The sequence below is a fragment of the Microcoleus sp. A2-C3 genome, from assembly GCF_036706065.1.
Lineage (GTDB): Bacteria > Cyanobacteriota > Cyanobacteriia > Cyanobacteriales > Microcoleaceae > Microcoleus.
The window spans coordinates 132,388-147,517 of sequence record NZ_JAUBVX010000005.1; the positions used below are offsets into that span (position 1 = coordinate 132,388).

Annotated in this window: 11 protein-coding genes; 6 read left to right on the top strand and 5 right to left on the bottom strand. The window is 47.1% G+C overall.

Annotation, left to right across the window (positions count from 1 at the left end):
• Positions 1–262 precede the first annotated feature (262 nt).
• Positions 263–934, top strand: a complete 672-nt coding sequence (locus tag QUB66_RS05175; protein ID WP_332966618.1) for a hypothetical protein — start codon at positions 263–265, stop codon at positions 932–934.
• A 5-nt stretch (positions 935–939) separates the two neighbouring features.
• Entirely contained in the window at positions 940–3,018 is a 2,079-nt protein-coding gene (locus QUB66_RS05180; protein WP_332966617.1) for an abortive infection protein, read from the top strand.
• A gap of 182 nt (positions 3,019–3,200) precedes the next feature.
• Here QUB66_RS05180 and QUB66_RS05185 read toward each other — a convergent pair whose 3' ends face one another.
• The 5 genes from QUB66_RS05185 to QUB66_RS05205 all read right to left on the bottom strand — a co-directional run bounded on the left by QUB66_RS05185 (position 3,201) and on the right by QUB66_RS05205 (position 8,181).
• Positions 3,201–4,406 carry a DUF4335 domain-containing protein gene (locus tag QUB66_RS05185; protein ID WP_265233335.1) on the bottom strand — a complete coding sequence of 402 codons (1,206 nt, stop codon included), beginning with the start codon at positions 4,404–4,406 and terminating at the stop codon, positions 3,201–3,203.
• Between the two features lie 2 nt (positions 4,407–4,408).
• Positions 4,409–5,035 (bottom strand): DUF3038 domain-containing protein, encoded by a 627-nt coding sequence (locus tag QUB66_RS05190; RefSeq protein ID WP_332966616.1) that lies wholly within the window; start codon positions 5,033–5,035, stop codon positions 4,409–4,411.
• 105 nt (positions 5,036–5,140) lie between these two features.
• Complete coding sequence (locus QUB66_RS05195; RefSeq protein WP_265233337.1) at positions 5,141–5,296, bottom strand: hypothetical protein; 156 nt, start codon at positions 5,294–5,296, stop codon at positions 5,141–5,143.
• A gap of 30 nt (positions 5,297–5,326) precedes the next feature.
• Positions 5,327–5,887: a hypothetical protein gene (locus tag QUB66_RS05200; protein ID WP_332966614.1), complete on the bottom strand. Its 561-nt coding sequence runs from the start codon at positions 5,885–5,887 to the stop codon at positions 5,327–5,329.
• Between the two features lie 89 nt (positions 5,888–5,976).
• On the bottom strand, positions 5,977–8,181 hold the full coding sequence (locus QUB66_RS05205) for a cation:proton antiporter (protein WP_265233339.1): 2,205 nt from the start codon (positions 8,179–8,181) through the stop codon (positions 5,977–5,979).
• A gap of 614 nt (positions 8,182–8,795) precedes the next feature.
• Here QUB66_RS05205 and rpsB point away from each other — a divergent pair.
• The 4 genes from rpsB to recG all read left to right on the top strand — a co-directional run bounded on the left by rpsB (position 8,796) and on the right by recG (position 14,670).
• Positions 8,796–9,626, top strand: a complete 831-nt coding sequence (gene rpsB, locus QUB66_RS05210) for a 30S ribosomal protein S2 (RefSeq protein WP_265233340.1) — start codon at positions 8,796–8,798, stop codon at positions 9,624–9,626.
• 327 nt (positions 9,627–9,953) lie between these two features.
• On the top strand, positions 9,954–10,616 hold the full coding sequence (tsf, locus tag QUB66_RS05215) for a translation elongation factor Ts (RefSeq protein WP_265233341.1): 663 nt from the start codon (positions 9,954–9,956) through the stop codon (positions 10,614–10,616).
• Between the two features lie 220 nt (positions 10,617–10,836).
• Positions 10,837–11,811 carry a hypothetical protein gene (locus QUB66_RS05220; protein ID WP_332966611.1) on the top strand — a complete coding sequence of 325 codons (975 nt, stop codon included), beginning with the start codon at positions 10,837–10,839 and terminating at the stop codon, positions 11,809–11,811.
• Between the two features lie 372 nt (positions 11,812–12,183).
• Positions 12,184–14,670: an ATP-dependent DNA helicase RecG gene (gene recG / locus QUB66_RS05225; RefSeq protein WP_332966610.1), complete on the top strand. Its 2,487-nt coding sequence runs from the start codon at positions 12,184–12,186 to the stop codon at positions 14,668–14,670.
• Positions 14,671–15,130: the final 460 nt, after the last annotated feature.

Consider the following 15,130-nt stretch of genomic DNA (forward strand, 5'->3'; position numbering starts at 1 on the left):
TAGACAAGATTGCAAAAGTAGCTGGGACGGGATCTCCGGCCCATCCCACAAAAATCTTTCTTTCTTGTGGGATGGGCTTCTAGCCCGTCCTAAAATTTAATTAAAAGGACTTTTGCAAGATGTCTAATCTAAAAAAGAAATCCGGTTTCTAGAAATCTGGGGTTTAGCCGCGCAGCATCTGCTGAGAAACCGGATTTCTAGTCCCCCGCGTGTAAGCCTAAATCTGTTAGATAATACTGTAGACCTTCTGGACAAAAAACCGATGACCGACCCTTTAAATAGCGCCTATCCCGTTCCTTGGGAATGGATTAGTGACACTCACGCTAAGGTTAGTTCAACTAGCGGCACGGGCCTCCGTTACTATCGCAGTCCTTCCTTAGTTTCAACTAACGGCCAATACGCGGCTTACAGTCGAATTGAGTTGCAAGTACAGCCGGAATTAGCCGAGTGTCGGGTTAGTAGCGTCATGTTTGTGGAAAATCTCAAAACCGGGGAACTGCAAACGGTGGCGGCTGCTTCGCCGCTGGCGGAAAGCGGAATGTATGCTAGCGATGACACAGATATGTCCGGGACGATCGCCATTTTAGTGCCTGTTTCTTGGAATCAAGACGGTTCCCGCGTTCTCGCCCGCGAATTTGAAGCGCTGTTCAACTCTTCCGATATGTCCGACTACGCGGTCATTTGGGATAAAAATGATAATTACACTTATACCGTTGCTCCGGCTCGCAGTCTTTACACTCATGCTGTATTGTTGGGTTGGAGTCAAGTTTGTCCCGGACAAGTTCTGTTCCGTGCCGGCAATTTGGGCGATCGATCTTGGCCTCTTTGCGCCGTCGATACGACCGGCCAAACAGTATCTGTCAGCGAAGACAAACCCCTAGTTTTCGGCACTCAAGCCAGCACAGACTGGATCGAACCTAAAACTCGTTTTTAGATATTATGGCGGCATCTTCTTCGATCAGACCCACAATTCTTTTACTTGCAGGTCAATTTTTCGAGCAATTTATTTTGACTCTGCTGCTGACTGTTTTGGCTGTTGTTTTCGGTCTAACAGTTTTTATTTGTATTCGGATTTTTATCAATTGGTTGCAGGATAATTTGGAGGAAAATCGCCATTCTTTTAGAGCAAAATTAGCCAAAAGATCGCGATACTCAACTGCCAATTTTGCCGCAGCTAAAAACGTTTTTTTAGAGCCGCAGTTTGTTGAAAATGATGCAAGTTATACAGCGGCTTTTTGGGGAGGAGAAAGCGAGATTTCAGAACCGCTTGAGCCAGAGATCGTCTGCGAAGATTCAGCAGCAGTTGCCTATCTATACAACCCGATCGCACTTTGGCATGGGCGCTTAATTTTACCATTAAGCGAACAGCGCGAGACCTATGGATCAGTATTTTTTGAAGTAATAAATGCACCAAAAAAATATCAAAGTTTTATTGGAAAAATAGCATTGTTGAAGTGGAGTACAAATCGTCAAGTACAGTTTTTTGTCCACGCCGTCAGTCAAGATATCAGTTTCACTAAGCAAACTCAAAAAAGTCAAAAATCAGGCAATATTCATCCAGATAGATTGAACGGTTGGCGAAATGTCGGCCCTCTAGAAACTCTAGCAGGTAGCAGACGCGAAGACAGCGTGACTGTGATGCTACGCAGGCCAGTGATTGTCATCAACGACAGCAGCAGCGATCGGCAAGAACTAATTATCGATCGCGAACCAGTACAAATTATCGGACGTTTGTGTGCATTGGTCTCAATTTTACAGCGCCAAAAACCCGACAGCGACAAATTTATTGTCCGGCATTTCAGCAAAACATCCCAACAATTTGACGGCGCGGCCGAAATCATTCGGATTCCGCAAGTACAGCCAGATAAAAATGGCATAGCGAGGTCTACCAATCACCTGATCGAACAATCGCCATTAAATCCAGACGGCTGGTACATTTACGGCGAAAGAGACGAAGACAGTATTTTTGTAGTGCAAGCAATCGAGCCCCGCAAAATTGCCCAATTAACACCGGATGAAACACATTTCGGACTGAAAAAATCTCTGGCTTATTTAAGCAGCGAAAACTGGCAAAATACCACCGCTGAAAAAGGACAAGCAAAAAGAGTATTGTTATCGCCAAATGACGCTACAGAAAACACTGCAATCTCCCCTTGGCAAGAAGGAGACATCGGCATCGTGATTCACTGTTTCGGCGGTATCGGTGGCAAAAAAGGCGAATCGGCACCGCTGGGAATTGTCACCGGACATTTTGCTTTTGGAGTAGCAAAAGTTGTGCGCGATCGCTTTACCAGCGAACTACGTTTTGACATAGAATACAAACAAGTTTATGCCCACAACCCCGATGGAATTGTGGCAGGTTCGAGCAAATGGCAAAGTTACATGGGAGACTTGCAGCGCGGCTGGTTGGGCGATCGCCCGGTGTGCGATATTATTTGTAAATTAGACTGTGTGTGTTACGACTACGACTTTGACGGCATCATTTTGTCGCCTTTAACCGAATTAAACCAGCAACTAGATATTATGATGGCGCGCTACCGCAGCGGAGACGGCACCGGTGCAACTTTAGTCACGCCAGCAACTTCTTGCGTCCAAGATTCCAGTCAGGCAATTTACGCGACAATTAAAAAAATTACTGCCGAAGTTGAGTCAAATTCTCAAATTCAAGACTGGCTAAAAACAAATCCTACCCACGCACAAACCGAAAGATTTCATCAGTTAGTAGCTTTGGGAGAGAGTTTAGAAAAAGTATTAATTCCCCTTGGTATTGTCCGTCCAGATTGGCGCAAAAATACGAGATTGGCGGGGATTGATTCGGAACTGAAAAAAACTTTTTTTGCTGGTATCGTGAACTTGATCAAAGCTGCGATTAGTTACCGAACAATGCTACCCAAGCGAACTCAAGATGAAATTGCCAAAATTCTCTTAAAACAGGGAGCATTTTTGTGGATAATTCGCACAAATCAAGTCGGAGGATTTGACCCAGACATTGAGCCGATCGCACCGACAGGAATTTGAATCAGCAATCGGTTTGTAGATGATTCGGCGATTGAAATCGCTACTAGAAAAACCAAGTCTGCCTCCGCAGACTAAGAGATTGAGGGAGCATTTAAGCGGGATTTGGTATCAGTCAACAGTCAACCGTTAACAGTCAACCGTTAACAGTCAACAGTCAACAATCAACAGTCAACAGTCAACCATTACCAAGGAGTGACTGCCACAGTGCCACCCGGTGCAAAAACTACTCGGAAATCAGCCAGCGGTTCCGCAGGTGGCCTGGTGCCAACCGGTTTGTAAAGCAACTCCGACAACGGCGCATCCGCGGATCTCGCGACTGCTGCCGAATTTTCCGACTTATAACCGACAATCGCGCCGTCTTTACCCACACTCACCCGATAAACCAACTCCGCATCAACAGCACGCTGATTCTTCAAAACTCCGTCAATTTGTTGGGAAAGTTTACCCTTCAACACCTCAATTTCTGCCGCATCTGTAATCGGCACGGCTGCTGCCCCAGGGCTGGGCGAACCTTCGGAAACAGGACTGGGCGTGCTTTCCGGTGAAATGCTCGACTGCGGTGTGGACAAGGGTGAAATGCTCGACTGCGGTGTGGCCAAGGGTGAAGTGTCCGACTGCGGCGAAGTGCTCGGAGTTGGTGAACTCGATTCAGCTTTCGGAGTTTTATCCCCAGGTAGCAAACCGTCAGCCGCAGGTGTGGGATTGGGATTCGGCGAACCTGAACCACCCGGATTGGGCGTTCCCAGATTCTGGCCGGCAGCATTGGGCTGTGGTACCGGATCTCTGGGGCGCTGGACTTCGGGGACTGGTACCAAGAAAAACGCCATTGCCGCTAAAGCCAAACTCGACACCCCCACCACCGCGGGCAAACTCCGCTGCGCCAAAGGTTCGGCAGACTTGATATAACGCTTGGAAATTGGGGTTAATTGCAGCGACAATTCCGGTAGCGTCTGAGTGTCGGCAAAAAATTGGTCGATCGCCTCTACCAAGTCAAATAGCTGTACCGTCGTCAAATCTACGACCGCCGACAGTTCTGTTTTTTGATCTATTTGGGTGGTGCTGCCTGTGGAGGCGGGTAGAACGGTCAAACGGTGCGAATTCCCATCAATTCTGTGGAACTGTACCATGCTCAAATTCGGGCCGTAGCGATCGGGATAATGGACTCCGCTCATAAATTCTTGAGCGTAGCTACTGACGGCCCTCACTAAGCTTTCAAAAAACTCTCGTCCCCCTGTCAGGGGCTCTCCAATCCCTGTCACATAGCATTCAGCACTCATTAGTATGGAAAGCACTGGCCGTGTCTCTAACTGGCTGGCTGCCGATCCATCGCTCAACCCTTCTAGAACTAGGGTGCAATTTGGCAGACTGTACTGACGCCTAATAGTCATTGTTACTCCACTTCTCCATCAAACAGGCTAACCCAGAAGCGCTGCATTCCGGCTGTTCCTGTACAAAATAGCAGTTTGCTCAACAAGTTTAAAGCTAGTTCGTCCAGCTTTTCGTCGGAATCATAAGCTACAACTACCGATCGCTTGGGGTTCATGCGCGATCGAAAGTGAGCTCGAAAACGTTCTAAATACTCGAAAAGCACCAAGTTCTGGTTGAGGGGCATATTTCTCGATCGCAACTGCTGCGAATCTAGCAGCAACTGCCGAATTGTCGCAGTTAACTTGCGCGCCATATTACAGGCGATCGCCACCAGCGCCTTTGCCTCCACAACAGTCAGGGAGCGGCGCTGGGTATAGCGTCTCAGCGGGTTAGTATTGCGCATCAGCCAAAAGGCAACCCGATTTTTGATAATTGACTCCAATTCCAACTCCTTCGACACTGCCAGCATTTCTTCAGCACCTCCGAGATACAAGGCCTCGATCGCCAGCAACATCAAATCAATTTGCAATCTAGCCCGGCGGGGACACCCGCCATCGTTCGGCGACAAGTCTGGCAAACTGTCTAAAATCAACGGGTTTGACTCGGTAAGCGAAGTTTCTGACGGCATTAAGATCACGGCAACATCCATTCCAAACAAACTATACGGTTATGCGGGGTCTTTGGCATGACAAATTCTGAACCAAGGACTTCTCAGAGATACTTTATTTTTATCATTCACTTTTAAGTATATTTATCAATCTACCAGCAACCGACCGTCGCAGGCGAGTTCCGGTGGCGGGAGTTCGATCGTCCACTCCCCCGCCCCCGCCGCCGGAGCTTTTTGATTCCTTGCTTCGCCACGCCAGAAGCGGAGAGTCGGAGAGAGACAAAGAATTTGACAATTACCCATTCCCGATTCTCGATTCCCGATGGCGATCGATCAATGTTCCTGCTTCTGGGGTTTCGCCGCCACTTCTCTTTGAGCCGTAAAATCACTAGCCGCCGCCCGATCCGTCAGACTAATTTTTCCCTTGAGGCTTTCTCCGTCCACAATCCCTCGCAGTTTAACAGAACTGTTTTGACCGATCGCTGTGGAGTCGCTGCAACCCTCTAAATTAGGAACCGCACCCGACAAACTCAACCCTTGATTTTCCCATTTCCCAACTAGAGAAGGTTTCTCCTCGGCTATTTTTTCCCGATCGGCCTCGCTGTTACCCGATCGCAAATGACCGCTCAAATAAACACCCGATTGCTCAATTGTCAATACCAAAGCATCAGATTTCAGGCAATCGGGCAAATTTTTAGCATCAAAGCGATAACTTCCAGCAATTGCCGGAGGAGCCTTTAAATTTGTTTCTCCGTAAGCAGTTACTACCTTAAACAGCACGGCAACCAAGGCGATCGAAATACCATAAAATGATAACAACTTGAAATTTAAATTAATCATAATTTGGGGAATTGGGAATTGGGAATTGGGGATTGGGGATTGGGCATTGGGCATTGGGCATTGCTTCCAATGACAACAGTTAACAGTCAACAGTCAACAGTCAACAGTCAACAGTCAACAGTCAACAGTCAACAGTCAACAAACTACCCTTGAGTGAGTACCGACGCTAAGTGCGATCGCACTTTAACGTAACACCGTGCAATCAGCAGCGAAGAATGACACTGCACCGCCAACTCATCAGTATACTGTCCCAAAGTTTGGCGTTCAATTCCCCACTCCCGACTCGTACCCGCAATCGTCAAATCAGCATTAGCAGAAGCAGCAATCACCGCTTGAATTGGCTCAGCAGCCTCCACAATCGGAGTTTCAATGCGCGATCGCACCTCAGCCGGCAACTGCTCCATCACTCGCTGAAACTCGTAACTCAGCTCATTTCCCTCTTCCCCCTCAACCGCCACCCGCAGCACCGTCAAACGGCGTTCTTCGCTATTAACTAACAGTCTCAGCGCCAATTCCAACCCCAAATCATCATGAATATTTGCCGCATAAGGCACTAACAAATTATTCAACTGTTCCCGGCCTCTGTCCACAAAAATTGCTACATCCACCTTAGCGCTGCTGAGAATTTGGCCGACACGTCCTCCCAAACGGTTGCTGCTAAAAGTAGGCCTGTGCCATCCTACCAAAATCAAATCCGCGCGATCGATTTCCGCGATTTGCGCCGTTTCCCGCGCCACATCCTTAGTAACCCGAATAATGGGATGCACGAATTTTCTCGCATCCGGCAATTCCAAACTCTCAATCAATTCTGATAATTTCGAGCGGCGTTCCTGGATAATGCGATCGGCTTCTGCGGGCGTACTTTGAAAGGCATAATCCTCATTTAATTCAATCAAACTCAGAGGATGAACCGCCGCCGACTGCAAATCACTACCACCCGTACCCGCCGCAGGCTGCGCCAGGGCGATCGCCAGTTGCAGCAAACCTTTCTGCGTACTAGGATTAGCAACAGGCACTAAAATTCGATAAGTTGGCAGCAATTTATTGTTGATTTCTGCGCTTTCTCCAGCCATTGGCGAATCTTTTAATTCTGAATCCTCCGAACTCACTTCTGAGATATCTAACCGAATTAATCGTTTTGGATAAGTCCACTCCAACAGTGGCGAAGTCATAAAAGTTGTGACTAAAGCCATAATCACCAACATCGTAAACAATAGCGGCGAAATTACACCCAGAGACAGACCGATATTCAGCACAATTAGTTCAGTCAAACCGCGAGTATTCATCATCCAACCAAGCGCCGAAGCTTCGCGATTGCTAATGCCACAAACTCTAGCAGCAACGTAAGTGCCGACATATTTTCCAATAATTGCTACTCCTAAAACTGCGGCGCACAGCAGCCACAATTCGGGACTGTTGAGCAGACCGATTTGAGTACGCAAACCGCTGTAAGCAAAAAAGATTGGCAGCAGAAATATCAGGACAAAATCTTCGGTTTTTTCAGCTAATTCTCTGGTGAGTCCGGCATTTTTTGGCATAGCCACACCAAGCAAAAATGCACCGAAGATTAAATGAATGCCGATCAATTCAGTAATTAAGGCAGAAGCTACAACTCCCATGTAAATTCCCGCCAGCACTAACTGCGTTAATCTACCCGTACGGTTGTAGTGCTTGGAAAGCCGCTGCAAGAACCAGCGCACTACAGTCAACATAAAACCGATGTAAATTATAGATTCAATAATGGTCGGCAAAGCGCCGATCATCGAGTTAGTGCGCGTAACTGCGATCGCCACCGCTAACAAACACCACGCCGTCACATCGTCTACAGCAGCGCAAGTTAGGGCTAGCGTCCCTAATTTTGTATTTTGCAAGTTGTGTTCTGTAATAATTCTGGCCAGCACTGGAAAGGCAGTAATTGACATCGCAGCGCCTAAAAATAGGGCAAAGGCTGTAAATGAAACGCTATTATTTGAAACGATCGGATACAGCAGCAGTGCTAGGATGCTGCCCAGGGAAAACGGCACTAAAATGCTGACGTGGGAAGTTAATATCGCTATATCTAAATTGTTTTTGAGATACTTGGGATTCAGTTCTAAACCAATCAAGAACATGAAAAATATCAGCCCCACCTCAGACAGCACGTTGAGGAAGGGAACGGCTTCGGCTGGAAAAAGTGCTGTTGCTAAATCTGGTGCGACCAAACCGAAAAGAGAAGGCCCTAGCATAATTCCTGCTACAATTTCTCCAATGACTTGAGGTTGTTTGATCGCTCGAAATCCTAAGCCGACAAGTCGGGAAAGTGCGATCACAATTAGAACTTCCAGCAGGACGAGAATGGGGATGGGCATGGCGTTTTTAGCTTTGGGGTTTTTGCGGATCGAGAAGGGACGGCATTCAGTTGACAGTTGACAGTTGACAGTTGACAGTTGACAGTTGACAGCTTGCCCGCTCGCAAGGGATAAGGGTTGACAGCACTTGACAAAATAAGGAAGAGGATTGGGGTAATAAATAGTCTGCTTTTAATTTCTCCTTAGAAGGGTTCCGGCTTTAAACCAATTCTTTCTGGTAAAGCTGGCAGAATTACCGATCGAACAAAATGAATACAAGCTCGATCGAACTATAAGGCACAAGACACGCACCAACGCCATTGTCTCACAGGCTAACAAAGGCTTTGACAACCTCAAACCTGAATTTTGGGTTTATTAAGATGCGCTTGCTAGTCACTCTAACCGTAGCGTGCGCCCCCGCACCCAATCTACGCACCCGCATCTCACTCAAGCGGGCGCGCACCGGCAGCCCAACCCTACGGATCTAAGATAGTCAGAAAAAGTGGTAAGCCCTGTGATAGACTAGAAAAGTTGTTTAAATTCGCACATCCGGGTTTTCGGGTGTTTCAAGGGCGCAAACCCTCAGAAATACTACCGGGTGGAGGATTAACCCGAATACAGGAGTTAAAAATACAATGCCAGTAGTTAGTTTGGCTCAAATGTTAGAGTCAGGGGTTCACTTCGGACACCAAACCCGTCGGTGGAATCCGAAAATGGCTCCCTACATTTTTACAGAGCGCAACGGGGTTCACATCATCGACCTCGTGCAAACCGCTCAGCTTATGGAAGAAGCCTACGAGTACATGAGAGTGGCCTCGGAAAAAGGTAAAAAGTTTTTGTTCGTGGGTACAAAGCGCCAAGCTGCGGGGATTGTAGCCCAAGAAGCTCAACGCTGCGGTGCTTACTACGTCAACCAGCGCTGGCTGGGGGGAATGCTCACCAACTGGACGACGATTAAGTCCCGCGTGGAACGCCTCAAGGATTTGGAACGCCGCGAGGAAATCGGCGCTCTAGATTTGCTGCCGAAAAAAGAAGCTTCAGTGTTGCGCCGAGAAATGGCCAAACTCCAGAAGTATCTGGGCGGAATCAAAACTATGCGTAAGATTCCTGACGGAGTGGTGCTGGTAGACCAACGCCGCGAGTATAATGCTGTGTTGGAATGCCAAAAGCTGGGAATTCCGATCGTCTCTCTGTTGGATACCAACTGTGACCCAGATTTGGTTGACATTGCGATTCCAGCAAATGATGATGCTATTCGATCGATCAAACTGATTGTCGGCAAGTTGGCTGATGCCATCTACGAAGGTCGTCACGGTCAGCAAGTCGGCGAAGGTGACGAAGACTACGACTACGAAGGTGGTTACGAAGGCGCTGAATACGATGTCGAAATCGAAGAATTGGATGACCCCAATTATGTAGATCCCGACGAAGCAGCCGACGCTGAAGGCGCAGAAACCGAAAGCTAGTATTGCGATCGGCATCTGACACCAGGCAATTAAAAATTAAAGATTGAAAATTAAAAATAATAATTTTTAATTGGACATTTTTAATTTTTAATTGTAAATGGCATTAGTCTCGGTCATTAGTAGATTTCTGACAAAAGCATTCCGCAGTGTTAGCGCCAAAATTAATTCAGGTGCTACAGGTACCAAATCCGCCAGAAGGCTGACTTGCTATTTCTTAACTCTTGTCTAATCATTAACATTAAGACTAATGACTAATGACTAATGACTAACGACTAATGACTAATGACTAATGACTAATAACTAATTTTGATTGGGAACTTAAAGAAGATGGCGGACATATCTGCAAAACTTGTTAAAGAACTGCGCGACAAAACTGGCGCGGGCATGATGGACTGCAAAAAAGCCCTCGTTGAAAACGATGGCGATGTCGAAATATCAATTGAGTGGCTGCGGAAAAAAGGTCTGGCTTCGGCAGGCAAAAAAGGTGGAAGAGTTGCCTCTGAAGGTATTGTAGGCAGCTACATTCACACTGGCGGCCGCGTCGGTGTCTTAGTGGAAGTTAACTGCGAAACCGATTTTGTCGCCCGCCGCGAAGATTTCCAAGCTTTGGTGCGGAATATTGCGATGCAAATTGCAGCTTGCCCAAATGTGGAATACGTGAAAGTTGAAGATATCCCCGCCGAAATTGTCGATCGCGAAAAGGCAATTGAAATGGGCAAGGATGACTTGGGCAACAAGCCAGAAAACATCAAAGAAAAGATTGTTCAAGGGCGGATTGATAAGCGTTTGAAAGAGTTATCTTTGATGGATCAGCCTTTTATTAGAGATCAGAATATCTCGGTGGAAGAGTTGGTGAAACAAACGATCGCCCAAATCGGCGAAAAGGTCGAAGTGCGCCGCTTCGTGCGTTTTGTGCTCGGCGAAGGCATTGAGAAAGTAGAAGCTAACTTTGCCGATGAAGTTGCAGCCCAAATCGGTGCTGTTAGCTAATCGGAAATTAAAATTTAGAACTAAAAATTAAAAATGTGAAAAGCTAATTTTTTGCATTTTTAATTTTTAATTTTTGCAGAACTCATACACTGCGTACTAAAAACCCGGTTTCTAACCAGAATTCACTCTTTGAGTCAGACAATTTGTGGCAGAAACCGGGTTTTTTGCCGATCGTTCTATTTTAATTTTATACGTCCTATTTTAATTTTATACGGGAGATATGGTGGGAGCAAGAGAGCGCATAGAGCAAGATTTGGCAGGACTCGAAGAGGCCTTAGCAGTCTTAAATTTAGAGTTTCGCAGTACCTACGAGGGTTATTTAACTGCGTTGGGACAAGCGGTGCGGCAGCAGTTAATTTTGGCTTGTTATCACCTTTGCACTCAAGCGGTGCCTGAGTCGTTTCTCAAGTTGTCCTTCGACGGGCGGCAGAAAATGCAGCAGTCTGTAAGGCTTTTGGCTGCGGCGTCGGAGGAAAAATTGCGATCGCTGGTGACTGCATCAGAAGCAGAGGAAGAGGAAGAGGACTTAGACAAACACGAAGAGGAAGAAGAGGAAGAAGAGGAAAAAGAGGAAAAAGAGGAAGAAGAAGAGGAAGAAGAGGAAGAAGAGGAAGAAGAGGAAGAAGAGGAAGAAGAGGAAGAAGAGGAAGAAGAGGAAGAAGAGGAAAACAAACAACTTTCCGCCATTAAATATTTATTTTCAGTGGCAAATTACCAGGTGCCAACTGCCAATTCTCCCGAAAGTTTGGCGCGCTGGCAAAATAGTATTGAAAAGTCGATCGCCCAGATGATCAAACTGCTTTCTCGCGATACCAACCGCTTGCTGCAAAAGTCGGGAATCTTGCCCAGTCAATTGCCAGAACAGGTTCTAGAAGCTGCTTCTGGTGCTGAATTGTCCGGCGACAGCGTGGCGGGCCCACCTAACTTATTAAACTTAATCATTGAAACAGATAGCTCACCAGCACCGCCAAACTTGAAAAAAAGACCGGGTACTAATGCTTTGCACATTACAGCGATTAAACTGCGGTTGTCGGAAATAGAGTTTGCTGATGCGGGAACCTCGGCTTGGCGCCAGCAAATTCGCAACCTCTCTGTAAAATTGAACTCCCTCGGCCGCGATTACCAGAAAAAGCAGCGGGAAATGGCGGTGGTGGAGGCTGAGTCGGCTTGGCGATCGAGTTGGTTTGAAGATTAGTCAGTTGTCAGTTGACAGTTGACAGTTGACAGTTGACAGTTGACAGTTGTCAGTTGTCAGTTGTCAGTTGACATAAGGAAGAGCTTCGAGGGAAGAAGGAAGTTCGGCAACCAGCAATGTACGGGATTTAACGGATGCAGGTTCGAGGTTTGAGGGGAAAAACCTAAAGCTTTTAGGGTGTTGAGAAACCAGGTTTATTAGATAAACTGGGTTTCTCAGTTCTCGGTGCTATACTTTTTTTGGTAGGAGCTCTTTTAAACAAAAGTTATGACAACCGCCAAGACTGTAACAACCTTGTTAAATTCCTGAAACATAAGCTTTTATTCCTTCTTCCTTCTTTCTTCTTCCTTCTTCCTTCTTTTATAAATTGATATGACTATCGATCGACCAGAATGGCAGCGATTGCAAAAAGCTCTTTCAGTAGAAGCCGATCGCGGATTTAACGACCTTCAGGGCAGTCAATACCGCTTCAGCGAGTTTCTGGGCCTCAGCTTGAGACAGCTTGCAGGCGCTGTGGCGGGTTCTTCGCGCGATCGAGCTAGACAACTAGCTGCTGAATTTGACATCTACCCTCAGAAGGATCTCGAACAGCGCCAGCATTTGCTCTTGATTACGGTCAGTTTTCTCAGACAAATGGAGCAAGTTTGGGAAGAAAAAACCCAGCACCCGATCGAACAAAACGCTCTTCATACAATCATCCCAGCCGTTTCTGCCCCCCGAACCGCACCCCTGAATACAGCACCCCCAGCAGCCAGCCTGACCCTTGACCAACCGTTAACGCGCGTGACCGGCATCGGCCCCGCCAACGGCAACCGCTTGCTAAAACTCGGTTTAGACACCGTATACGACTTGCTTTACTACTATCCCCGCAACCACATCGACTATGCAAAGCAAGTACGAATTCGCGAGTTAGTAGCTGGGGAAACAGTCACTTTAATCGCCGAAGTAAAGCGCTGCAATTGCTTTTCTAGCCCGAAAAATAAGAAGTTAACGATATTAGAAGTAATTTTAAAAGACAGTACCGGAGAAATTAAAATTAGTCGCTTTTTTGCAGGCCCTCGCTACAGTAATCGCGGCTGGCAAGAATTCAAAAAGCGCGAGTATTGTACTGGTGCGGTAGTCGCTGCTTCGGGGTTGGTGAAACAGGGTAAATATGGGATTACTTTAGAAAATCCTGAGTTAGAAGTATTAGACGATTCCGGCGGTGCGATCGAATCTATGAAAGTCGGCCGCCTGATACCAGTTTATCCGCTGACGGAAGGGGTGGATGCGGGTTCCGTGAGACGATCGATCTTAGCTGCAATTCCCGCCGCGAAACTGTTGTCGGAATCACTACCGGAGGATTTGCGCGATCGTTACGGCTTAATGGGTTTAGCCGATGCGGTGGCAAATATTCACTTCCCGCTCGATCGCGATTGTCTATCCGCCGCCCGCCGCCGCTTAGTTTTTGACGAATTTTTCTACCTACAATTAGGACTTTTAAAGCGTCGCCAAACCCAAAGAAAAGCTCAAGCTAGTGCAGTCATCCTTCCTAGTGGTAAATTAATCGCAGATTTTTACCAAATATTGCCTTTTGCGTTGACAAATGCTCAAGAAAGAGTAATTAACGACATCCTCAACGATTTAGCTTCGCCGCAACCGATGAACAGATTAGTACAAGGCGATGTCGGCGCGGGCAAAACCGTAGTCGCCGTAGTCGCAATGCTAGCAGCAATTCAATCCGGTTATCAAGCCGCTTTAATGGCACCAACAGAAGTTTTAGCAGAACAGCATTACCGCAAATTGGTAGGTTGGTTTAATTTGATGCACTTGTCTGTCGAACTGTTAACTGGTTCAACAAAGGTAGCAAAGCGCCGGGAAATTCACAGCCAGTTAGAAACCGGAGAATTACCTGTTTTAGTGGGAACTCACGCGCTGATTCAAGATACGGTAAATTTCCATAAATTGGGTTTGGCAGTAATTGATGAACAGCACAGATTCGGTGTGCAGCAGCGCGCTAAATTGCAGCAAAAAGGTGAATCTCCCCACGTTTTGACGATGACCGCAACTCCCATTCCCCGGACGCTGGCGCTGACGCTCCACGGCGATTTAGACGTGAGTCAAATTGATGAACTTCCCCCCGGCAGGCAGCCGATTCAAACGACTGTTCTATCTGCCAAAGAACGCATCCAAGCTTACGATCTGATTCGCCGGGAAGTGGCGAGCGGCCGTCAGGTTTATGTGGTGCTGCCTCTGGTGGAGGAGTCGGAAAAGTTGGATGTGCGATCGGCAATTGAGGAAAAAGAGAAACTCGAAAAAAGTATATTTCCTGAATTTAAGGTGGGTTTGCTCCACGGTAGGATGAGCAGTGCTGACAAAGATGAGGCAATTACTAAGTTTCGGGACAAAGAAACTGATATTTTAGTATCTACGACTGTGGTTGAAGTGGGAGTGGACGTGCCGAATGCAACGGTAATGATGATTGAAAATTCGGAGCGTTTTGGACTGTCGCAATTGCACCAGTTGCGGGGTCGAGTTGGTCGGGGCAAAAGCCGTTCTTATTGTTTGTTAATGCCCGGTTCCAAGACTGCGGAAGCTATGCAGAGAATGAAGGTTTTAGAACAATCTCAAGATGGCTTTTTCATTGCAGAAATGGATATGAGATTGCGCGGGCCTGGTCAGGTTTTGGGAATGCGGCAGTCGGGTTTACCGGATTTTGCTTTGGCGAGTTTGGTGGAGGATCAGGAGGTTTTGGAGTTGGCGAGGGCGGCGGCTCAAATGGTAATTGAGAATGATGAAAGTTTGAATCAGTGGCCGGTGGTTCGGGATGAATTGGATCGGAGATATCGCCGGATGATGAGTGGCTCGATTTTGACTTAGATGTACGGTTGAAACCGCTCGGTCTTCTCTTCTCTGAGACGGCGGTTGAAACCGCGTCTACAAAAACGAAGTCCGCCTCCGCGGACTGAATAAAATAATGCAATTTTAACTGCCCGTTCTTCAACCTGCCTCCGCGGACTGAATAAAATAACGTAATTTTAATTGCCCATTCTTCAACCTGCGGAGGCAGGTGCAAGTTTGTGTAGACGCGGTTTCAACCGCCCGGTCTTCAACCCGCGTCGGCGCGTGAGTGTTTGTGTAGACGCGGTTTCAACCGCCGGATCTTCTCTGGGTTATTTTTATGAATTATCCGGGTTGGGGCACTTATTCACCCAAGAATCCTTCGCAGGAATGACGGAGAAGTGTCAAAATTAAAATAGTCCTGCCAAAAACAGGGAAAAAGAAATCCAGCCCGCACTGGCTGGTAAGGCAGCATTAATTCCTCGCTTGTCAAGCTTGC